Genomic DNA, 20,307 nt, shown 5'->3' on the forward strand with positions numbered 1-20,307 from the left:
TGTCAGCTCCTGCGCGCGTCGCGGATCAAGGTGAGGGCGGCGGCCGGATCGAGCCGGCCGTCATACAGCGCACGGCCCGCGATCGCGCCGGCGAGCTTTTTCGCCCGCGGCGTCAGCATCGCCTTGACGTCGTCGATCGAGGCGAGGCCGCCGGAGGCGATCACGGGAATGGAGATGCTGTCTGCCAGCGCAATGGTCGCGTCGAGATTCAGTCCCTTCAGCAGGCCGTCGCGCGCGATGTCGGTGAAGATGATGGCGGCGACGCCGGCATCCTCGAAACGCTGTGCGATCTCGAGCACCGTCACCTGCGAGGTCTCGGCCCAGCCTTCGACGGCGACCTTGCCGTCGCGCGCGTCGAGCCCGACCGCGACGCGGCCGGGAAATTTCCTTGCAGCTGCCTTCACCAGTTCAGGGTCGCGCACCGCGGCGGTGCCGATGATGACGCGGCTGATGCCCTTGTCGAGCCAGGCTTCGACGGTGGCGAGATCGCGAATGCCGCCGCCGAGCTGCACCGGGATCTTGATCGTCTTGAGCATCGCCTCGACCGCCTGCGCATTCACCGGCTTGCCGGCAAAGGCGCCGTCGAGATCGACGACGTGGAGATATTCAAAGCCCTGCTCGACGAAGCTCTGCGCCTGCGCCGCGGGATTGAGGTTGAACACGGTCGCGCGCGCCATGTCGCCTTGCTCGAGGCGCACGCACTGGCCGTTCTTGAGGTCGATCGCCGGAAAGAGAATCACGGTTTCCATCGCAAAAAGTTCGAGATCAGGGCCAGGCCGAAACGCTGGCTCTTCTCGGGGTGGAATTGGGTGCCGATGGCGGTGTCCTTCGCGACGATCGCGGTGACGGGCCCGCCGTAGTCGGCACGCGCGAGCACGTCCGCCTCGTTGGCAGCGTTGAGGTGGTAGGAGTGCACGAAATAAGCGTGCTGGCCCCTGGGGCCGAGCGGCAGCTTGTTCAGCACCGGATGCTCGCGCAGCATGTCGAGCGTGTTCCAGCCCATGTGCGGGATCTTCAGGCTCTCGTCGCGCGGCGTGATCTTCTCGACGTCGCCGCCGATCCAGTTCAGGCCGTCCGTCGTGACATGCTCCTTGCCGCGGCTCGCCATCAGCTGCATGCCGACGCAGATACCAAAGAAGGGCCGCGCCTTGACGCGCACCGCTTCGGTGATCGCCTCGACCATGCCATTGACGGCGTCGAGACCGCGCCGGCAATCGGCAAAGGCGCCGACGCCCGGCAGCACCAGACGGTCGGCGCTGTACGCCTGATCCGGATCGCTGGTGACGAAGACCTTCTGCGCAGTCTCCAGGCTGCGCGCGGCGCGCTCGAACGCCTTGGCGGCGGAATGCAGATTACCGGAACCGTAATCGATGATGGCGACGCTCACCTTGACCCTCCCGGTTCCGGAAACAATCCAATGATGCCGCCGGCCGGCAATGGCGGCGGGTTCGAGAATTGCTGACCCGGCACGCTGCGGGTCGGCGGCGGACCACCGCGATCGACGGCCCATTGATCGTTGACGATGCCTTGCTGCTTCTGGCTCCAGCGCTCGAAGAAGCGGCGCTCGGCGGTATCCTCGTCGTCCGCGACGACGACATCGAGCTGCCGCCATTTTCCGCGCGACAGCGTCCAACGGCGGAGGCTCGAGGCCTCAAAGCCCATCAAGAGCGCGACGATCATGTTGGCAAAGAAGATCGCACTACGGCCAACGCCGAGGCTGTGCAGCCCCGCATCGAACGCAGCGAGGAAAATCAGCCAGCCGATCAGCGCCAGCCAGAGCCTGTTCCAGAGCAGCCAGAACGGGCCGAAGATCATCGCCCAGAAATGGAAGCCGTCGCGCACGAAAACGAACTTGTCGGTCGCGCGCAGATCGGCTCCAGCAGGGGAGGGAGCGTGAACTGTGTAGACAGGCATGGTGATGCCCCGTTCTCTAAATTCAGTGATACCGCAAGCGGCGCGTGCCGCCGGGTCGAGACGTCAGCCGCCGAGCGAGCCCTTGGTGGACGGGATCTCACCCGCCGCCTTAGGGTCGATCGCGACGGCGGTGCGCAGCGCCCGCGCCAATCCCTTGAAGCAGGACTCGGCGATATGGTGGCTGTTATCGCCATATAAGGTCTCGACGTGGAGAGTCACGCCGGCGTTCATGGCGAAGGCCTGGAACCATTCGCGCACCAGCTCGGTGTCGAACTCGCCGATCTTGTCGCGGGGAAAGTCGGCCTTGAACACCAGGAACGGGCGGCCCGAGATGTCGATGACCACGCGCGACAGCGTCTCGTCCATGGGCATGTGCACGCCGGCATAGCGGGTGATGCCCGCCATGTTGCCGAGCGCCTGCTTGACCGCCTGGCCAAGCGCGATGCCGGTGTCTTCGGTGGTATGGTGATAATCAATGTGCAGGTCGCCAACCGCCTTGACCGTGAGGTCGATGCGGGAATGGCGGGCGAGGAGATCGAGCATATGGTCGAAAAAGCCGATGCCGGTCGCGATATTGGCCACGCCGGTACCATCGAGGTTCACGGTGACCTCGATGTCGGTTTCCTTGGTCTTGCGCTTGATCGTCGCGGTGCGCATTGAAATCTGGCTTCCATCCTAGCTTGGGGCCGAAAACGCCGGTCTTTTAACAGCCAAATGACGCCTTCGCTACTGCGGGAACGGCTGGCCGGGCCTCTACTTCTGCCTATGGTGAGCGAAATTGGGCCCGGAGCGGCCCGTTGTACGGTCGGCCCCGACCGCCTAAATCAGGCCTGACAACGAGGTATTTGATGCAGGATTCCCAGAACAGCGCGCCGGGCTGGCACGGCACCACGATTTTGACGGTCCGCAAGGGCGGCAAGGTGGTGGTCGGCGGCGACGGCCAGGTCTCGATCGGCCAGACCGTGATCAAGTCCAACGCCAAGAAGGTGCGAAAGCTCGGCAGGGGCGACGTCATCGGCGGCTTTGCCGGCGCCACGGCCGACGCCTTCACGCTCTTTGAGCGGTTGGAGTCCAAACTCGAGCAATATCCGGGGCAATTGACCCGGGCCGCGGTCGAGCTGGCCAAGGACTGGCGGACCGACCGTTATCTGCGGCGGCTGGAGGCCATGATGATCGTGGCCGACAAGGATGTCTCCCTGGTGCTGACAGGCACCGGCGACGTGCTGGAGCCCGAGGCCGGGGTCATGGCGATCGGCTCCGGCGGCAATTACGCGCTGGCGGCCGCGCGGGCCCTGCTCGACACCGACAAGGATGCCGAGACCATCGTCCGCCGCTCCCTCGACATCGCCGCCGACATCTGCGTCTACACCAACCGCAACCTGACCATCGAGAGCCTGGCGAGCGGCTAGGCCATGGCGCCCGACTACGCCTTCCGCCCGATGACTGCGGCCGATTTGCCGCTGGTGCGGCGGTGGCTGGGCGAAGCGCAGGTGCAGGAATGGTGGGGCGATCCCGACGAGCAGTTTGCGCTCGTCAGCGGCGATCTCGTTGAGCCCGCGATGGACCAGTTCATCGTGTTGGCCGGCACCCGGCCGTTCGGTTATCTTCAATGCTATCGCCTGACAGCCTGGAATACCGGCTTTGGGCCGCAACCGGAGGGCACCCGTGGGATCGACCAGTTCATCGGCGAAAGCGACATGATCGCGCGCGGCCACGGCTCCGCGTTCATCCGCCAGTTCGTCGGCGAGCGGTTGCGGCAGGGCCTGCCGCGCATCGTCACCGATCCGGATCCGCTCAACGCACGTGCCGTGCGCGCCTATGAGAAGGCCGGCTTCGTCCGCGACCGCATGGTCGAGACGCCGGACGGGCCTGCGCTGCTGATGGTGCGCGAGCCGTGACGCTGACAAGCACGCACGAGAGCAAGGTCGCCGTACCGCCGCTCGCCTGGGTCGGCATTGCGCTGCTGCTGCTGGCGCTGCAGGCCTCGATCCTGCTGGCGATGGGCCGCGTGCCGATCTGCACCTGCGGCACCATCAAGCTGTGGCACGGCGTGGTGAACAGCTCGGAGAATTCGCAGCACATCGCCGACTGGTACACCTTCTCGCACGTCCTGCACGGCTTCCTGTTCTACGGATTGACCTGGCTGCTATTCGCGCGCCTGCCGTTCCTGCGGTTGCCTCTTCCAAGCTTGTCCTGGCCGGCGCGGCTGATCATCGCGATGCTGATCGAAGGCGCCTGGGAGATCGTCGAGAACTCGCCGTTCATCATCGAGCGCTACCGCGCGGGCACGATCTCGCTGGATTATTACGGCGACAGCATCGTCAATTCGGTCTCGGACACGCTGTTCATGATGCTGGGGTTCCTCGCTGCGCGCGTGCTGCCCGTAACATTGACCGTCGTGCTCGGGCTCGCCTTCGAAATCATGCTGGCGCTCCACATTCGCGACAATCTGACGCTCAATATCCTGATGCTGATCCATCCGATCGACGCCGTGAAACAATGGCAATCCGGACCGCCGATCATCTGACGGCAAAAAAACCGGCTTGTCCCGACCCGCATCTGACCCTAGCTAAGGTCCCATGACAGACTTCTCTCCCCGCGAAATCGTCTCCGAACTCGACCGTTTCATCGTCGGCCAGGCCGACGCCAAGCGCGCCGTCTCGATCGCGCTGCGCAACCGCTGGCGCCGGCAGCAGCTCTCCGGCTCCCTGCGCGAAGAAGTGCTGCCGAAGAATATCTTGATGATCGGCCCCACCGGGGTGGGCAAGACGGAAATTGCGCGACGATTGGCAAAACTCGCCAATGCGCCGTTCCTGAAGGTGGAAGCGACGAAATTCACCGAGGTCGGCTATGTCGGCCGCGACGTCGAGCAGATCGTGCGCGATCTCGTCGAGGTCGCGATCGCCCAGGTGCGTGAGCGCAAGCGCAAGGACGTGCAGGCGCGCGCGCAGCTCGCTGCCGAGGAGCGCGTGCTCGACGCGCTGGTCGGCGCCAATTCCAGCCAGGCAACGCGCGAATCGTTCCGCAAGAAGCTGCGCGCCGGCGAGCTCAACGACAAGGAAATCGAGATCGAGACGCAGTCCTCGGGCGGCGGCATGCCGATGTTCGAGATCCCGGGCATGCCCGGCGCGCAGATGGGTGCGGTCTCGATCGGTGACATCTTCGGCAAGCTGGGTGGCCGCAGCAAGACGCGGCGACTGACGGTGGAGAGCTCGCACGAGATCCTCGTCAACGAGGAATCCGACAAGCTGCTGGATACCGAGCAGCTCACGCTGGAGGCGATCAACGCGGTCGAGAACAACGGCATCGTGTTCCTGGACGAGATCGACAAGATCTGCGCCCGCGACGGCCGGGTCGGCGGCGACGTCTCGCGCGAGGGCGTGCAGCGCGATCTGCTGCCGCTGATCGAGGGCACCACGGTCTCGACCAAGCACGGCGCGGTGAAGACCGACCACATCCTGTTCATCGCCTCCGGCGCCTTCCATGTCGCAAAGCCGTCCGACCTGTTGCCGGAATTGCAGGGCCGCCTGCCGATCCGCGTCGAGTTGCAGGCGCTGACCCGCGACGACATGCGCCGCATCCTGACCGAGCCCGAAGCCTCGCTGATCAAGCAATATGTCGCCCTGATGCAGACCGAGGGCGTGACGCTCGACATCACCGACAGCGCCGTCGACGCGCTGGCCGACGTCGCGGTCGCCGTCAATTCCACCGTCGAGAACATCGGCGCGCGGCGGCTCCAGACCGTGATGGAGCGGGTGCTGGACGAGATCTCCTTCACCGCACCCGACCGCAGCGGCGAGACCGTCCGGGTCGATGCGGACTTCGTGCAGAAGCACGTCGGTGACCTCGCCAAGAACGCGGATTTGAGCCGGTTCATTTTGTAATTCAGCCGGGGTCAGCTATCTAGCGGGCCGGCGTTCCCGCCTGGTGCGCAATTGCGCACGGGCGCGGGGACCCATAACCACCAGCGGTCCTTGTTGAAACAGATGGCGGCTCTGATCCCGACTCAAACAACTTCCTGTGGTTATGGGTCCCGGATCTGCGCTCGCTGTGCTCGCTTGTCCGGGACGACGGCGGAGATAGATCGCGCCAGCTCGGGTGTGGCGTGATCGCTCGAATCCAGAAGAATCCCTGGCGCATCCTGCTCGCGATCAACGCGGCGGTCATCGTCGGCGTGCTCGTTCACAAGATCCAGCTGCCGCCTTACGTCCCCTACATCCACCTTCTCGTCGACTACCATTTCGGCTTCATCAAGCGCGCGCTGATCGGGGCGATCATAGCGCTGTTCACGAACAAGGTGCCGGTCTGGTTCGTGTTCGCGCTCGGCGGGGCGGCGTGGCTGGTGACGCTGGGGCTGTTCGTCAGGCTGTTCCAAAAAACGTTCGGCTTCACCGCAAAGACGTTGCCGCTGTTCGTCTTCATCGCGGGCTCGCCGTTCTTCCTCAAGAACTTCATGCACACGCTCGGCCATTTCGACATCTATGGCTGCGCACTCGCGCTCGTCCTGCTGCTGATGCCGGCCGGCTCGTTGCTGTTCGTGGCTTTGGCCGCGCTGTTCTCGATCGTCCTCGTGCTGATCCACCACATTCATCTGCTGATGTACGTGCCGACGATCATCACCATCGTCGTGATCCGGCACTACCTCGCCTGCGGCATGACCAGAACGAACGCCGCGTTCGGTTTGGCCGCGCTGCTGTGCGTGAGCGCGTTGTTCTTCGCCGCGCAATTTTGGGGAACGATGCCGATCCCCGAAGCGGATTTCGTGGCCTACCTGAAGACCCGGATGGCAGATCCGGCGCGGACCGATCTGCTGCAATTCGCCTACATCTGGTACCAGCCGCTGGCGAAGGAAGTTTCCGACACCTGGGGCCGCCTGCCGCACAACATCCTCGGCGTGCCGGTGTTTGCCCTGCTGATCTGGCTGCACACGCCGCTCTGGCGCTATTTCGCTGGCCTGATCGGCGCGCTCGCAAACGACATGCACCGGCGCCTCGTCGTCGCCGCGCTGATCGGCGTCAGCCTGGCCTATCTCGTGATGTTCGCGATGGTGTTCGACTATTCGCGCTGGATCTCGAACTGGGCGGTCTGCATGTTCCTGATCCTGCATGCGGTCAAGATGCTCCCCGCCGCGCGGGACATGCCGCTGATCCCGGCGGAAGATCAGAAGACAAACATCTTCGGCCTGATCATCACCTTGATCCCACGCGTCGGAATCGTCCGGCCGTTTTAAAATCTCGCCCGGCGAATCCGGACATAAAGCGCGCCCTCGCCGCCATGGCCGATGGCGGCCTCCTCGAAGCCGACGACGAAGGTGCGGAATTCCGGCAGGCTCAGCCATTCCGGCACCTGGCGACGCAGCACGCCGCTTTCGCCGCCGCTGCGGCCCTTGCCGGTGATGACGAGCACGAAGGTCAGGCCGTCGTGATGAGCCCGGTGCAGGAAGCCGGTGAGCGCGCGATGGGCGCGCATCTGGGTCATGCCGTGCAGATCGAGCCGCGCCTCGATCTCGCTACGGCCGCGCGACAATTTTGTGCGCTCGCGCTTGCCGAGCGGCGCCAGGGGCGGCATCGCCGGTTTTGCAGCGCGTGGCGCCGGCGCAGCGGCAATCGGACGGGACGAGGGCGCAGGTCGCGGCGCTGGTACGGCGGGTGAAGGCTCGGCGCGCGGCAAGGCATGCGCTTTTGCCACGCGATGCTTCCTCAGCGGCTTCACTTGTTTTGCGACGAGGTCCCACAACTCGCGCTCTTCCTCGGTCAGCGCGCGGCGGCGCGGCGAGGGACGAGGCTCCAGCACGGGCGGGCGGGACGATCGCTTCATTGCTGGTCGGAACGACGATTCACGCGCTTGCGCTGTTCGCGGTCGGGCTTGATGTTGGGACGCGGCTCCGGCAACGGCACCGGGCTTGCCACCGCAACGGTGGCGTCGTTGGCTTGTGGCACGGCGGGCGGAGCCGCGCCAGCCTTGCCGGATTCAGCTGGCTTCGCCGCAGCGTTCTTCGCGGGATCGGTCTGCGGAAACAGTTTTGCGATTTTTTCCGAGGGACGCGGATCAGGCACCGGCAGCCTTGCGCCGCGCACGGAGGGATCAAGGCCCTTCGGCACCAGCATGACAAAGTGCATGGGATGGCGCAGCCGCCCGGACACGCGGCCGGCATCCGCGCCGGCGCCGAAATAGAGATCGGCGCGCGCGGGCCCGATGATGGCCGAACCGGTGTCCTGCGCGATCATCAGCCGGTGGAACGGCGTCTTCGAGCGCTCGGAATCGATCGGCAGCTCGCCCTCGATGAAGAACGGCGTGCCGTACACATGCAGCGACTTGTCGACCGCGATCGAGCGGCCGGCCGTCAGCGGAATGCCTTGCGCGCCCACCGCCTCGTCCTTGTCGGAGAGATTGACCTCGCGGAAGAAGATGTAGGAGCGGTTCTGGCGCCGCAGGTCCTTGGCGCCGTCAGGATTCTGCGCCATCCACTCCCTGATCTTCTGCATCGACATCTCTTCCTTCGGAATGATGCCGCGCTCGATCAGGACGCGACCGACGGCGGTGTAGGGATAGCCGTTATAGGCATCGTAATTGAGCCGGACCGTGCCGCCGTCCTCGAACTTGATCCGCGCCGAGCCCTGGATCTGGGCGAACAGCAGATCGGTCGGGTCCTTCAGCCAGGCGATCTCCAGTCCCCGGCCGGCGATCTTGCCGTCCTCGATCTCGCCGCGGTCATAATAAGGCACGAGCTTGCGGCGGCCGATCTTGCGGTAGACCGGGCCCTTGTTGGGCAGGCTGACCGAGTCCTGCTTGTAACCGCGCACAAACAGGTTCGAGGGCCGGCGATAGACCGGCACATTGAAGACCTCGGTCTGCGTGCGCGATCCCTCCAGCACCGGCTCGTAATAGCCCGTGACGAAACCGTCGGGCTCGCCGAGACGCGAGATTCGCAGCGGCGCGAAATTCTCCTCGAAGAACGTCCTGGCCTTGGCGTCGTCGGTGAGCTCGAGCGACTTGGCGGCGCGGCAGGGTTCGTTCAGCGAGGCGCCAAGCGCTTTCGGCTCAGGCGCCCCGGTCTGCGCGTTGATCGTCCGGCAACTGGCGCGGAACGTCTTGTAGGCGGCGAGATGATTGTCGTCGCTCCAGCCCTTCACGTCCGCCCAGGCCAGCGGCAGATATTGCGCACCGGGGACCTCGAACGGCAGGGGAAGCTGCGGATAGGGCAACGCCCGCGGCGGTGCGGCGGGCAGTTCCGGGCGATGATGGTGATGGCTGCGATAGTGACGCCGCGCCGCCTCGGCGCCGAGCGAAAACGACGACAGCACGACGACACCTGCGCAAAGCGCCGTCGCGCTGTTCTTGAGGAAAATCTTAATTCGCGCTTCCGGTGCCAACCAGCTTCCAGTTTGGATCGCGAGAGGTGATGTCGCGGGCGAACGTCCAGATGTCGGTGATGTCGGCCACCGTGTCGGCGCTGCCGTCGACGATGTTACCGGTCTTGTCGCGGGTGGCCGAGATCATCTGCGAGACGAAGCGGATGGTGAGCTGGGCCGTGCGGTCGCGCAGCTCGGCGCCGACGAGCTCGGCCTTGTCGATCGAGACGAAGCGCGTCTCGGTCTTCTGCTCGTTCTTCTCGCGTTCCTTGATGGCAGCGTCGAAGCTCTCATAGACCTCCGACGACAGCAGGTCGCGCAGCGCACGGCGATCGCCATTGGCAAAGGCCAGCACGATCATCTCATAGGCGCCGCGGGCCCCCGAGATGAAATGGCGCGGGTCGAAGGTGGAATCTTTATCGACGATGGCGTCGAGACCCTGGGCGAGCGCGGAGCCCGGCTCGGTCAGGCCCTTCCAGCGATCGGAGGGCGGGGTCGGGTCAGCCGTCGGCGCCAGCGGGGCCTGGTCGATCACCTTGCCTGGCATGGTCACGACGTTCTTGTCCTGGGCACCCCCCAGCGCATTGCGGGCGGCGGTGCGGTCGAACGGCGGCCGCTCGTTGCCCGTCCGCTGCCCCAGCACGCTGCGAAGCCTCAGAAAGATAAAGACCGCCAGCGCCAGGAAGATGATGGTGTAGATGTCCACGTCGAATTCGCTTTCTGGTCTTCTCTATAAGGGGTCGTCTCGAAGAGGTCGTCGCCGGGAAAATCAATCCGGCCAGCAGACCGTTCCATACGGGAACGGCAAGTCTACATCACCATTTTTGGATCCGCGGGTCTGGTCCGTGGGATGTAGGCACGAAATCTTGCCCGGCCAATGGCGCCTTTTGGCACAGCGCCGAGTGTAGCGCGTTTTATGCTTAAGGGGAAACCCGATCCTGGCCGGAAATCGCGCATCTTCAATCGTTTAACGTGTGATTTCGCCAGGGGGCCGGATTGAACGTCACAATTGTGGGCGTGGTCCGGATCCCCGTCCGGGACCGTTCGTCCTTGTGGAACGAGGCGGCCCTATGTTAGCCAACCGCCGCGAAATTCAGCCCCAATCGGGTAAGGAGAGACTTCGATGACCAACGGTAACGGCACCCCTCCCGAGGCGGCCCAGGCTCCCCAGCTCAACGTGCTGGCGCAGTACACCAAGGACCTTTCGTTCGAAAATCCGAACGCGCCCAGCTCGCTCCAGCAGCAGGGCCAGCCGCCCCAGATCAACATCCAGATCAATGTCAGCGCCAACAACCTCAGTGATACCGAGTTCGAGGTGACGCTGTCGGTCGAGGGCAAGGCCGAGACCGCTGGCAAGATCATGTTCTCGTTCGAGCTCGCTTATGCCGGCGTGTTCCGCATCACCAACGTGCCGAAGGAGAATCTGCATCCGCTGGTCATGATCGAATGCCCGCGCCTGCTGTTCCCGTTCGCCCGTGAGATCATCGCGACGGCGGTGCGCGACGGTGGGTTCCCGCCGCTGATGCTGGACCCGGTCGACTTCGTCGGTCTCTATCGTCAGAACATGGAGCGGCAAATGGCCGCCCAGGGCGGACAGACCGGTCAGGCCTAACCAGCCGGAGGGGCGACTGGAGCGGGCAGGAACTCGTTCCAGATCGCCTTGTCGCCGAGCGTCGCGATGAAGGCCCGGTGGGCCTCGCGCTCGGCATCGGAAATCCGCGGCGCGAGCGGCACGGTCCGCTGCCGCCGCGGCGTATCGCCAGCAGCAGTGACTCTGATGTCCTCGGCATCCGACGCCAAGAGCAGCTGCGACTGCCGTGCCCCGACCAGATCGACATAGACTTCGGCGAGCAGCTCGGCGTCGAGCAGCGCGCCGTGCTTGGTGCGGTGTGAATTGTCGATCGAATAGCGCGAGCAGAGATCGTCGAGCCGGTTCGACACGCCGGGATGCTTGCGCCGCGCCAGCAGCAGGGTGTCGACCAGCCGCTCACGCGGGACCGCCGCGCGCTTGATCTTGTCGAGCTCGGCATTGATGAAGCCGATATCGAACGAAGCGTTGTGGATCACCAGCGGCGCATCGCCGATGAACTCCAGAAACGCATCGGCGACCTCGTGGAACAGCGGCTTGGTCGACAGGAATTCCGCCGACAGCCCGTGCACCGCAAAGGCTTCCGCCGGCATGTCGCGTTCGGGGTTGATATAGACGTGATACGTCTGACCCGTCGGCATGCGGTTGAAAATCTCGACGCAGCCGATTTCGACCAGCCGATCGCCGCGGAGCGGATCGAGGCCGGTGGTTTCGGTGTCGAGAACGATTTCACGCATGATTGGGGACGCCGTGTGGGAGCGGCGAATCAGGCTCGCCGCTGCGGCATCTTAACGACCTCGGCCAGGATGTGCGTGATTTGGGCGCGCACCGGTTCAAGTCCGTGTGACGTATCCACTACGAAATCGGCCCGCTTGCGCTTCTCGGCATCCGGCGTCTGCTTGGCGATGATGGCATCGAGCTTGGCCTCATCCATCGTGCCACGTTCCAGAACACGCTTGCGCTGGAGTTCCGGCGAGGTCGACACCACGACCACGGCATCGACCCGCTTCTCGCCGCCGGTTTCGAACAGCAGCGGGATATCCAGGACCACGACGGGCGCCTCGGCTGCTTCCGCATCGGCGAAGAATTTTTGCCGGGAGGCGCCGAGCATCGGATGGACAATCTGCTCGAGCTGCTTGATGGCCGCCGGGTCATGCACGACGCGCGCGGACAGTTTTGGCCGATCGACCTTGCCGTTCGCGGTGGTGCCGGGGAAGGCGGCCTCGATCGCGGGCGCGGCCTCGCCCTCGTAGAGCTGGTGAACGGCAGCATCGGCGTCGTAGACGGGAACGCCGGCCTCCGCGAACAATTTCGCGGTGGTGGATTTTCCCATGCCGATCGAGCCGGTCAGTCCAAGGATCCGCATCAGCGCCCAGCCATCTCTGTCATTTACACCGCAACTAGCCGTTCGCGCCGCAGGAACGCAAGCAGCGGCAGCAGCGGCAGTCCGAGAATGGTGAAATGGTCACCTTCGATGCGCTCGAACAGATGGCTGCCGAGACCTTCGAGCTGATAGGCGCCGACGCTAGTCGTCACCGCATCGCCGGCGGCGTCGAGATAGGCTGAAAGCTCCGTCTCGGTCATCGGCCGCATGGTCATGCGGGCCACCGAAACATGCTCGAAAACAATTTCGCCGTCTCGCGCCACGGCGACCGCGGAATTCAGCTCGTGGCTTTTGCCGGCAAGGTCGCGCAATTGCGCCATCGCCTGTGCGCGGCCCGCGGGCTTGTTGAAAAGACGCTCGCCCAGAGCCAGCGTCTGGTCGGCACCGATCACATAGCTTCCCGGATGCCCCGCCGAGACTGCCCTGGCCTTTTCACGCGCCAGCAGCAGGGCGATGTCATGCGGACCCGAAAGATTTGAGGCGGCCTGAATGCCACGCTCGTCGATATCGGCCGTGATCGCCTTGAACTCCAGTCCGGCACTGGCCAGCAGCATCTTTCGCGCGCTGCTCTGCGAGGCCAGGATCAACGGAGTTTCGCCGCGCCAGAGAGACATCGCCGAAACTATTCCGCGGGCCGGTTGCGCTGGCGATCACTGTAGAGCTTCATGATCGCCGCGGCGGTTTCCTCGATCGATCGCCGCGTGACGTCGAGCAGCGGCCAATCGTGCTTGGCGCTCAGCTTGCGCGCGAACGCGACCTCGTCGGCGACCGCTTGCCTGTCGGTATAGGTGTCGCTGCTGGAGTCGGCACCCATCGAGAGCAGGCGGTTCTGGCGCACCTGGATCAGGCGTTCCGGCGTCGCATGCAGGCTCACCACGAGCGGCCGCGTCAGAGTCTCCAATTGCGCCGGCACCGGAATGCCTGGAACCAGCGGCACGTTGGCGGTGCGGATGCCGCGATTGGCCAGGTAAATCGACGTTGGTGTCTTGGAGGTGCGTGAGACGCCGACGAGCACCACGTCGGCATCGTCGAGGCCTTCGACATGCTGGCCGTCGTCATGGATCATCGTGTAGTTCAGCGCGTCGATGCGCTTGAAATATTCTGCATTGAGGACATGCTGGGCGCCGACGCGGCCGGTGGTCGCAGCGCCGAGATACGCCTCGAACAACTGCATCACCGGGCCGATGATCGACAGGCTCGGAACATTGATCTCCTTGCACTTGTCCTCGAGCCTGGAGACCAGATCCTTCTCCAGCAGCGTGAACAGCACGATTCCCGGCGCTTCCTCGATCTCGTCGAGGACGCGGTCGAGCTGCTTCTGGCTGCGCACCAGCGGATAGACATGCTCGACCGGGGTTACGTTGGCGTACTGCGCGGCGACGGCGCGTGCGACCGTGATCAGCGTCTCACCGGTGGAGTCGGAGACGAGGTGCAGATGGAAATAATTGTTCGAGGTCGGCACAAAAGCCCTTTGTATGAAGGCGGGGTGGTTTGTGGATTTCTGTGGACCTTAACCCCTCGGAAAGGGATGTGCGACACCAGGGGCGGGACAAGTGCCGATTTTCTTCACACCGCTGCCCGTCAGAACAAGTCCGGCCGCCCGCCGGGAGGGAAGCGGGATTGCGCGGACAACCGCCTTGATAAGCTGCCGACAGAAACGCGCAAGCCTTTGAAGCTGGCCGATTTATCGGAAATCGCCAGATCGGTCGGGATTATGTTGATGGATGTGTACAAGCGCGCGTCAACGTGCGGACGGAATTGCGTGAGTCCAATCCACGGTCACATAGACTCAAACCTTAAGAATCTAAGATTCTAGATTTGAGGAAGGCACTACGGACGGATATGTGTGCAGGGTAAGACCTTAACGAGTTCTTACTATCCCCAGCGTTCCCCGCGCTGGGCGGAAATCCGGACGCAGGAAATGTTCGAAGACGTCTATCTCTGGATCAAGGCGCTGCATGTGATCGCCGTCATCTCCTGGATGGCGGGCATGCTCTATCTGCCACGACTGTTCGTTTATCACTCCGAGGCCGAAATCGGCTCAAAACAGTCGGAAACGTTCAAGGTGATGGAACGCCGGCTGCTCAAGGCGATCATCAACCCCGCCATGATCGTCACATGGCTCGCCGGGCTCTATCTTGCCTGGGCCGGTCACTGGTTCTCTTTCGGCTGGCTGCACGCAAAACTGGCACTGGTCCTGGCGATGTCCGCGGTCCACGGCTTTTTTGCACGCTGGCTCAAGGACTTTGCGGCCGACCGACGCCCCCGGAGCCAGAAATTCTATCGGATTATCAATGAGGTGCCGACTGTTCTGATGATTTTCATCGTCATCATGGTGATCGTGAAGCCGTTCTAGGCAAGGCCCGCGATGAATCGCTCAGCGCTTCGGCTTGCGGAGTGGGAAGCGATTTTCTATATTGGCGACATCCCACCCAACGCAGGCGGATGTGGTTTTGTCTGAGCTTTCCAGAGGCCGGACACCGCATCAGGTTTAAGCCTCACCGGCGCTCACCTTGCCAGACCTGCGGACCTTACCTTCTCACGTCCGCATTTCAGAGCCTCCTCGCACCCCCTCCCAAGGTTACCCCACAGGACCACCCCAATGCGGGAAATTAAACTCCAGGACCTCAAGTCGAAGACGCCGGCCGAGCTCGTCTCGTTCGCGGAAGAGAATGGGGTCGAGAATGCCAGCACCATGCGCAAGCAGGAGCTGTTGTTTGCCATCCTGAAGCAGCTTGCGCTCGCCGAGACCGACATCGTCGGTGAAGGCGTCGTCGAAGTGCTCTCCGACGGTTTCGGCTTCCTCCGCTCGCCCGATGCGAATTATCTGCCGGGCCCGGACGACATCTACGTTTCGCCCTCGCAGATCCGCCGTTTCGGCCTGCGCACCGGCGACACCATCGAAGGCCACATTCGCAGCCCGAAAGAGGGCGAGCGCTACTTCGCGCTGCTGAAGGTCAACACGCTCAATTTCGAGGACCCGGAAAAGGCCAAGCACAAGGTCAATTTCGACAACCTCACGCCGCTGTTTCCGAATCAGCGATTCCGCATGGAAATCGACGATCCGACGCGGAAAGACCTTTCTGCAAGGGTGATCGACATCGTCGCCCCGATCGGCAAGGGCCAGCGAGCGCTGATCGTCGCGCCGCCGCGGACCGGTAAAACCGTGCTGATGCAGAACATCGCGCACTCGATCACGCACAATCATCCCGAATGCTATCTGATCGTGCTTCTGATCGACGAGCGTCCGGAAGAAGTCACGGACATGCAGCGCTCGGTGAAGGGCGAGGTCGTGTCGTCGACCTTCGACGAGCCGGCGGTGCGTCACGTCCAGGTCGCCGAGATGGTGATCGAGAAAGCCAAGCGCTTGGTCGAGCATGGCCGCGACGTCGTGATCCTGCTCGATTCGATCACGCGCCTCGGCCGCGCCTACAACACCGTGGTGCCGTCATCCGGCAAGGTGCTCACCGGCGGTGTCGACGCCAACGCGCTCCAGCGTCCCAAGCGCTTCTTCGGTGCCGCCCGCAACATCGAGGAGGGCGGCTCGCTGACCATCATCGCGACCGCGCTGGTCGATACCGGCAGCCGCATGGACGAAGTCATCTTCGAAGAGTTCAAGGGCACCGGTAACTCGGAACTGATCCTGGACCGCAAGGTCTCGGACAAGCGCACCTTCCCGGCGATCGACATCTCGCGCTCCGGCACCCGCAAGGAGGAGCTCATCACCGATCCGCAGGTGCTCAAGAAGATGTACGTGCTCCGCCGCATCCTCAACCCGATGGGCACGATGGACGCGATCGACTTCCTGCTCGACAAGCTGCGCTCGACCAAGAGCAATTCGGAGTTCTTCGACTCGATGAACACCTGAGTGTGTTGCAGCAAACGATCAGAGGGCGCCTTCGGGCGCCCTTTTTCGTTTGTGCAGCTTTGCTGCAGCCATAGTGCAGCATGGGAGCCTGCTGGCAGCGCGGATCCTGATATCCCTCAAGCCTCTGACCTGCTTACGTAAAACCCGATATGGGTTGCGCCGATAGGTTATCGGCGGGGGAATTTTGCAGCAAAATTCTGCAAGTATGTTGCAACGCAATATAGGCCTTGCCGCGGGCTCCAACGCAACAAATTGGGATCTCCGTCTGAAAACCGGGGTGTTTGCCTTTTCGCCCGCAGCCGGACAAATAGGCCATGCATCCGCGAGACCAGACCATCTTCGCGCTGTCGTCGGGCCGTGCGCCAAGCGCGATCGCGGTGGTGCGCGTGTCCGGGTCGCAGGCCGGACTGGCGTTGGCGACGCTCGCAGGCGAGCGCCCGGCGCCGAGACAGGCCAGCCGCCGGCTGCTCCGCGATAGTGCGAACCAGCCGCTCGATGACGCGGTGGTGCTCTGGTTTCCGGGGCCGGCAAGCGCCACCGGTGAGGACGTCGCCGAATTCCATGTCCATGGTGGCCGCGCGGTACTGGCGGCGCTCCTCGCCGCTATTTCGCAAATTCCGAATACGCGCGCGGCCGAGCCCGGCGAGTTCACGCGGCGGGCGTTCGAGAACGGCAAGCTCGACCTCACCGAAGCCGAAGGCCTCGACGATCTCATTCACGCCGACACCGATCGCCAGCGCCGCCAGGCGCTCCGCCAGTTGCAGGGCTTGCTCGGCAATCGCGCGCGCGACTGGCGCGAGCGCATCATCGAAGCCTCGGCCTTGATCGAGGCCGGCATCGATTTTTCGGACGAGGGCGATGTGCCCGCGGAATTGATGGCGCCTGCGGTCAAGGCGATCAAGGCGCTGCACGATGAAATTACAAAAGTCCTTGCGGCACAGGGACATTCTGAACGCCTCCGCGACGGCCTCGTGGTTGCGATTGCGGGGGAGCCGAATGTCGGCAAGTCCACGCTGATCAATCAGCTGGCGCGCCGCGATGTCGCGATTGTCTCGCCACACGCCGGCACGACGCGTGACGTCATCGAAGTGCAGCTCGATCTCGATGGCTATCCGGTTACGATCATCGACACCGCCGGCATTCGCGAGACCGACGATCCCGTGGAGCAGGAGGGGGTGCGCCGGGCGCGGGCGCGAGCCGAAGACGCGGACCTCGTGCTGTGGCTGGTCGACGCGGAGCAAGCGACCGATCCGGACGCGCTGCAGTCACTTCGGAAATTCGGCGACCGCGTCGGGTCCATTGGCCAGGTCTGGATTGTGCGCAACAAGATCGACCTTGGCGGGGCCGGGGGTTCCGGTTCGCACGGCGAGTTCGGGATCTCGGCGAGCCGGGGCGATGGCATCGCCGAGCTGGTCGAGGCTCTCGTGACATTCGCCGCCGAATTTTTTGGAGCCAGCGAAGGCGCCGTGGTGACCCGGGCTCGCCAGCGCGATCTGTTGAGCCGCGCGGCAGGCAGTTTGCGCCGGAGTCTGGACCTTGTAGAAGAGGGCGAAGAGCTCGCCGCCGAAGAGCTGCGTGCTGCCGCTTATGCCCTGGGCCGGTTGCTCGGCCGGGTGGACGTCGAGGACGTCCTTGGCGCCATCTTCCAGAAATTCTGCATCGGAAAGTAGCTTCAATGTAGAACTAGCGCTTGTTCCAATCCTTGCTGCTTCACGTGAAACGGGGAACCGGGGTTCCATCTTGTTTCACGTGAAACAGATTCGATCCCTCCTAGCCCGGATGGAGCGAAGCGTAATCCGGGTCCGCTTGCGCCGACCTGACGGGCCCGCGGATTTCGCTTCGCTCCATCCGGGCTCCGCATTGGCGCACCGGAGCAGTAGGGGATTTAGAGGAGCGCCCAAGCCCCAAACTCGTCATTGCGAAGAGCTCTTACCGCGAAGCGATCCAGACTGTCGCCCGGGTGGGATGCTGAATTGCTTCGCTCCGCTCCAATGACTAGGTGAGGCTCCGCCACGTTCGATCCCTCGCTATGGTGGACGCTACACCAAGAGCGGAGCCTCTTGCCTCTTCGCGTCGACCTACACTGTTTCACGTGAAACGCAGCCTGTGCGCCCACTTTGCTCCCCCGGGAAACAGCAGCTTCTTCAACTCTCTTCCTACTGTGCATGGGGTTGTTTTCGCGGAAATGCGTTCTAGGCCCCACCTCGCCCCGTTTCACGTGAAACACCCGCCTCCCAGTTTCCACTTCCGGCTTTACCGCCGCTGAGATAGAAGTCCGCTCATGCGAACAGAGCGCGAGAGTTTTGACGTCATCGTCATTGGCGGCGGCCACGCCGGCTGTGAGGCCGCGGCTGCGTCTGCCCGCATGGGCGCGACGACTGCTCTGGTGACGCACCGCTTCTCCACCATCGGCGCGATGTCCTGCAACCCCGCTATCGGAGGTCTCGGCAAGGGTCATCTGGTCCGTGAAGTTGATGCTCTCGACGGTCTGATGGGCCGGGTTGGTGATGCCGGTGGCATCCAGTTTCGTGTCCTCAACCGCCGGAAGGGGCCTGCTGTGCGCGGTCCGCGCGCCCAAGCCGATCGGAAGCTTTATGCAGCGGCGATGCAGGCAGCGATCACCGCGACCGAAGGTCTTTCCGTCATTGAAGGCGAGGCCGACGAGCTGATCGTTGTCGAGGGAAGGGTGACCGGACTGCGCCTGGCCGGCGGCCGGGAGCTTTGGGCAGGGGCCGTTGTCATCACCACCGGTACCTTTCTCCGCGGTTTGATCCATCTCGGAGAGAAGAATTGGCCCGCCGGCCGGGTCGGTGAGGCCCCCGCGATGGGCCTTTCCAGCTCCTTTGAACGTGCCGGCTTCACTCTTGGTCGGCTCAAGACCGGCACGCCGCCCCGTCTGGATGGCACCACGATCGACTGGTCCGCGGTCGAGATGCAGCCCGGAGACGAGCCGCCGGAGCCGTTCTCGGTGATGACCGAGCGGATCACGACCCCGCAGATCCAGTGCGGGATCACCCGCACCACGCCCGCCACCCACGAGGTGATCCGGGCCAACGTCCATCGCTCCCCGATGTACTCCGGCCAGATCAAGAGCTCCGGGCCGCGCTATTGCCCCTCTATCGAGGACAAGATCGTCCGGTTCGGCGACCGCGACGGCCATCAGATCTTCCTGGAGCCGGAAGGGCTCGACGACAGCACGGTCTATCCCAACGGTATCTCGACCTCGCTGCCGGAGGAGGTCCAGCTTGCCATCCTCGCCAGCATCCCCGGCCTTGAGCGGGTGAAGATGGTCCGCCCGGGCTATGCCATCGAGTACGACCACATCGATCCCCGTGAGCTTGATCCGACCCTCCAGACCAAGCGTCTGCGCGGTCTGTTCCTGGCCGGGCAGATCAATGGCACGACGGGATATGAGGAAGCGGCCGGTCAGGGCATCGTGGCCGGTCTGAATGCTGCGCTGGCGGCAAGCGGCGCCGCGCTGACCGTGTTCGACCGTGCGGACGGCTATCTCGGGGTGATGATCGACGATCTCGTCACCCGCGGCATCAGCGAGCCCTATCGGATGTTCACCTCCAGGGCCGAGTACCGGCTGACGCTTCGGGCCGACAACGCCGACCAGCGTCTGACCGAGAAGGGCATCGCTTTGGGGTGTGTCGGGACCGCCCGAACCCGGCATCACCGGGCTAAGATGGATGCCCTGAACGCGGCCCGGGTACTCTCGAAGTCCCTCACCATCACCCCGAACGAGGCGATCAAGCACGGACTGTCACTGAACCGGGATGGTCAGCGCCGGTCGGCGTTCGAGCTGATGGCCTATCCGGACATCGGCTGGGACCAGGTCCGTGCGATCTGGCCGGAGCTGTCCGCCATTGATCCTGTGATCGCGACCCATCTCGAGATCGATGCCAAGTACGACGTCTATCTGGAGCGCCAGAGCGCCGACGTCGAAGCCTTCAGGCGGGACGAGGGCATGGTGCTTTCCGAAGTCGACTACCAGCTCGTGCCGGGTCTCTCCAATGAGGTGCGGGCGAAGCTGGAGAAGGCGCGCCCGTTCACGGTCGGCCAGGCCGGCCGGATCGATGGAATGACGCCGGCAGCGCTCGGCATTCTCGCGGCCTATCTCCGCCGCGAAGCTCGAAAGACCTCCAAGGCAATCGCATAGGCGTTTCACGTGAAACAGCGCGGATCGGGCGGGGATAGA

Annotated in this window: 21 protein-coding genes; 10 read left to right on the forward strand and 11 right to left on the reverse strand. The window is 63.9% G+C overall.

What is annotated here, in order from left to right; all coding sequences use genetic code 11:
* Window positions 1–2 precede the first annotated feature (2 nt).
* From hisA to hisB, 4 genes are all read right to left on the reverse strand, one after another.
* Window positions 3–749, reverse strand: a complete 747-nt coding sequence (hisA, locus tag NLM15_RS01105) for a 1-(5-phosphoribosyl)-5-[(5-phosphoribosylamino)methylideneamino]imidazole-4-carboxamide isomerase (RefSeq protein WP_254114810.1) — start codon at window positions 747–749, stop codon at window positions 3–5.
* Complete coding sequence (hisH, locus tag NLM15_RS01110; protein ID WP_254114811.1) at window positions 737–1,387, reverse strand: imidazole glycerol phosphate synthase subunit HisH; 651 nt, start codon at window positions 1,385–1,387, stop codon at window positions 737–739. Before hisH ends, hisA begins: the two co-directional genes overlap by 13 nt.
* Window positions 1,384–1,914: a DUF2628 domain-containing protein gene (locus NLM15_RS01115; protein ID WP_254114812.1), complete on the reverse strand. Its 531-nt coding sequence runs from the start codon at window positions 1,912–1,914 to the stop codon at window positions 1,384–1,386. The genes hisH and NLM15_RS01115 overlap by 4 nt, the downstream gene beginning before the upstream one ends.
* A gap of 63 nt (window positions 1,915–1,977) precedes the next feature.
* Window positions 1,978–2,571: an imidazoleglycerol-phosphate dehydratase HisB gene (gene hisB, locus NLM15_RS01120; protein ID WP_254114813.1), complete on the reverse strand. Its 594-nt coding sequence runs from the start codon at window positions 2,569–2,571 to the stop codon at window positions 1,978–1,980.
* Window positions 2,572–2,762: 191 nt separating this feature from the next.
* On the opposite strand from hisB, the gene hslV reads away from it, so the two are divergent.
* The 5 genes from hslV to NLM15_RS01145 all read left to right on the forward strand — a co-directional run bounded on the left by hslV (window position 2,763) and on the right by NLM15_RS01145 (window position 7,144).
* Complete coding sequence (gene hslV / locus NLM15_RS01125) at window positions 2,763–3,323, forward strand: ATP-dependent protease subunit HslV (protein ID WP_254114814.1); 561 nt, start codon at window positions 2,763–2,765, stop codon at window positions 3,321–3,323.
* A 3-nt stretch (window positions 3,324–3,326) separates the two neighbouring features.
* A complete protein-coding gene (locus NLM15_RS01130) occupies window positions 3,327–3,812 on the forward strand; it encodes a GNAT family N-acetyltransferase (RefSeq protein ID WP_254114815.1) in 486 nt (161 codons plus the stop codon).
* A complete protein-coding gene (locus tag NLM15_RS01135; RefSeq protein WP_254114816.1) occupies window positions 3,809–4,441 on the forward strand; it encodes a DUF2585 domain-containing protein in 633 nt (210 codons plus the stop codon). The genes NLM15_RS01130 and NLM15_RS01135 overlap by 4 nt, the downstream gene beginning before the upstream one ends.
* 52 nt (window positions 4,442–4,493) lie before the next feature.
* A complete protein-coding gene (hslU, locus tag NLM15_RS01140) occupies window positions 4,494–5,798 on the forward strand; it encodes an ATP-dependent protease ATPase subunit HslU (RefSeq protein ID WP_254114817.1) in 1,305 nt (434 codons plus the stop codon).
* Between the two features lie 221 nt (window positions 5,799–6,019).
* Window positions 6,020–7,144: a hypothetical protein gene (locus NLM15_RS01145; protein ID WP_254114818.1), complete on the forward strand. Its 1,125-nt coding sequence runs from the start codon at window positions 6,020–6,022 to the stop codon at window positions 7,142–7,144.
* Here NLM15_RS01145 and NLM15_RS01150 read toward each other — a convergent pair.
* From NLM15_RS01150 to NLM15_RS01160, 3 genes are read right to left on the reverse strand one after another with little or no spacing between them, the layout of a single operon-like run.
* Window positions 7,141–7,731: a Smr/MutS family protein gene (locus tag NLM15_RS01150; protein ID WP_254114819.1), complete on the reverse strand. Its 591-nt coding sequence runs from the start codon at window positions 7,729–7,731 to the stop codon at window positions 7,141–7,143. The two genes, NLM15_RS01145 and NLM15_RS01150, sit on opposite strands and share 4 nt — an antisense overlap.
* Entirely contained in the window at window positions 7,728–9,287 is a 1,560-nt protein-coding gene (locus NLM15_RS01155) for a murein transglycosylase A (RefSeq protein ID WP_254114820.1), read from the reverse strand. Before NLM15_RS01155 ends, NLM15_RS01150 begins: the two co-directional genes overlap by 4 nt.
* Window positions 9,265–9,972, reverse strand: a complete 708-nt coding sequence (locus tag NLM15_RS01160; RefSeq protein ID WP_254114821.1) for a Tim44/TimA family putative adaptor protein — start codon at window positions 9,970–9,972, stop codon at window positions 9,265–9,267. The genes NLM15_RS01155 and NLM15_RS01160 overlap by 23 nt, the downstream gene beginning before the upstream one ends.
* Window positions 9,973–10,389: 417 nt before the next feature.
* On the opposite strand from NLM15_RS01160, the gene secB reads away from it, so the two are divergent.
* A complete protein-coding gene (secB, locus tag NLM15_RS01165) occupies window positions 10,390–10,878 on the forward strand; it encodes a protein-export chaperone SecB (RefSeq protein ID WP_254114822.1) in 489 nt (162 codons plus the stop codon).
* Here the strand turns inward: secB and dnaQ are convergent.
* The 4 genes from dnaQ to NLM15_RS01185 are packed head-to-tail and all read right to left on the reverse strand — an operon-like array spanning window position 10,875 to window position 13,700.
* Window positions 10,875–11,591: a DNA polymerase III subunit epsilon gene (gene dnaQ, locus NLM15_RS01170; protein WP_254114823.1), complete on the reverse strand. Its 717-nt coding sequence runs from the start codon at window positions 11,589–11,591 to the stop codon at window positions 10,875–10,877. The two genes, secB and dnaQ, sit on opposite strands and share 4 nt — an antisense overlap.
* 29 nt (window positions 11,592–11,620) lie before the next feature.
* Window positions 11,621–12,220, reverse strand: a complete 600-nt coding sequence (coaE, locus tag NLM15_RS01175; RefSeq protein WP_254114824.1) for a dephospho-CoA kinase — start codon at window positions 12,218–12,220, stop codon at window positions 11,621–11,623.
* 23 nt (window positions 12,221–12,243) lie between these two features.
* Window positions 12,244–12,852, reverse strand: coding sequence for a Maf family protein (locus NLM15_RS01180; protein ID WP_254114825.1), 609 nt, complete (start codon window positions 12,850–12,852; stop codon window positions 12,244–12,246).
* 8 nt (window positions 12,853–12,860) lie between these two features.
* Complete coding sequence (locus NLM15_RS01185; protein ID WP_254114826.1) at window positions 12,861–13,700, reverse strand: pyruvate, water dikinase regulatory protein; 840 nt, start codon at window positions 13,698–13,700, stop codon at window positions 12,861–12,863.
* A gap of 459 nt (window positions 13,701–14,159) precedes the next feature.
* Here NLM15_RS01185 and hemJ point away from each other — a divergent pair, with 459 nt between their 5' ends.
* From hemJ to mnmG, 4 genes are all read left to right on the forward strand, one after another.
* Window positions 14,160–14,594 (forward strand): protoporphyrinogen oxidase HemJ, encoded by a 435-nt coding sequence (hemJ, locus tag NLM15_RS01190; protein ID WP_254114827.1) that lies wholly within the window; start codon window positions 14,160–14,162, stop codon window positions 14,592–14,594.
* Window positions 14,595–14,840: 246 nt separating this feature from the next.
* Window positions 14,841–16,106 (forward strand): transcription termination factor Rho, encoded by a 1,266-nt coding sequence (rho, locus tag NLM15_RS01195; protein WP_166811593.1) that lies wholly within the window; start codon window positions 14,841–14,843, stop codon window positions 16,104–16,106.
* Window positions 16,107–16,420: 314 nt separating this feature from the next.
* A complete protein-coding gene (gene mnmE, locus NLM15_RS01200) occupies window positions 16,421–17,776 on the forward strand; it encodes a tRNA uridine-5-carboxymethylaminomethyl(34) synthesis GTPase MnmE (RefSeq protein ID WP_254114828.1) in 1,356 nt (451 codons plus the stop codon).
* 611 nt (window positions 17,777–18,387) lie between these two features.
* Window positions 18,388–20,268, forward strand: a complete 1,881-nt coding sequence (mnmG, locus tag NLM15_RS01205; protein ID WP_254114829.1) for a tRNA uridine-5-carboxymethylaminomethyl(34) synthesis enzyme MnmG — start codon at window positions 18,388–18,390, stop codon at window positions 20,266–20,268.
* Window positions 20,269–20,307: the final 39 nt, after the last annotated feature.

This window comes from Bradyrhizobium sp. CCGB20 (assembly GCF_024199855.1).
Lineage (GTDB): Bacteria > Pseudomonadota > Alphaproteobacteria > Rhizobiales > Xanthobacteraceae > Bradyrhizobium.

What these genes read in the sequence shown, in the direction of transcription:
- hisB (WP_254114813.1), bottom strand. Translation starts at nt 2,571, where the DNA reads ATGCGCACCGCGACGATCAAGCGCAAGACCAAGGAAACCGACATCGAG.
- mnmE (WP_254114828.1), top strand. Translation starts at nt 16,421, where the DNA reads ATGCATCCGCGAGACCAGACCATCTTCGCGCTGTCGTCGGGCCGTGCG.
- NLM15_RS01130 (WP_254114815.1), top strand. Translation starts at nt 3,327, where the DNA reads ATGGCGCCCGACTACGCCTTCCGCCCGATGACTGCGGCCGATTTGCCG.
- secB (WP_254114822.1), top strand. Translation starts at nt 10,390, where the DNA reads ATGACCAACGGTAACGGCACCCCTCCCGAGGCGGCCCAGGCTCCCCAG.
- NLM15_RS01115 (WP_254114812.1), bottom strand. Translation starts at nt 1,914, where the DNA reads ATGCCTGTCTACACAGTTCACGCTCCCTCCCCTGCTGGAGCCGATCTG.
- hisA (WP_254114810.1), bottom strand. Translation starts at nt 749, where the DNA reads ATGGAAACCGTGATTCTCTTTCCGGCGATCGACCTCAAGAACGGCCAG.
- NLM15_RS01180 (WP_254114825.1), bottom strand. Translation starts at nt 12,852, where the DNA reads ATGTCTCTCTGGCGCGGCGAAACTCCGTTGATCCTGGCCTCGCAGAGC.
- hslV (WP_254114814.1), top strand. Translation starts at nt 2,763, where the DNA reads ATGCAGGATTCCCAGAACAGCGCGCCGGGCTGGCACGGCACCACGATT.
- mnmG (WP_254114829.1), top strand. Translation starts at nt 18,388, where the DNA reads ATGCGAACAGAGCGCGAGAGTTTTGACGTCATCGTCATTGGCGGCGGC.
- dnaQ (WP_254114823.1), bottom strand. Translation starts at nt 11,591, where the DNA reads ATGCGTGAAATCGTTCTCGACACCGAAACCACCGGCCTCGATCCGCTC.
- NLM15_RS01150 (WP_254114819.1), bottom strand. Translation starts at nt 7,731, where the DNA reads ATGAAGCGATCGTCCCGCCCGCCCGTGCTGGAGCCTCGTCCCTCGCCG.
- hslU (WP_254114817.1), top strand. Translation starts at nt 4,494, where the DNA reads ATGACAGACTTCTCTCCCCGCGAAATCGTCTCCGAACTCGACCGTTTC.
- coaE (WP_254114824.1), bottom strand. Translation starts at nt 12,220, where the DNA reads ATGCGGATCCTTGGACTGACCGGCTCGATCGGCATGGGAAAATCCACC.
- rho (WP_166811593.1), top strand. Translation starts at nt 14,841, where the DNA reads ATGCGGGAAATTAAACTCCAGGACCTCAAGTCGAAGACGCCGGCCGAG.
- hemJ (WP_254114827.1), top strand. Translation starts at nt 14,160, where the DNA reads ATGTTCGAAGACGTCTATCTCTGGATCAAGGCGCTGCATGTGATCGCC.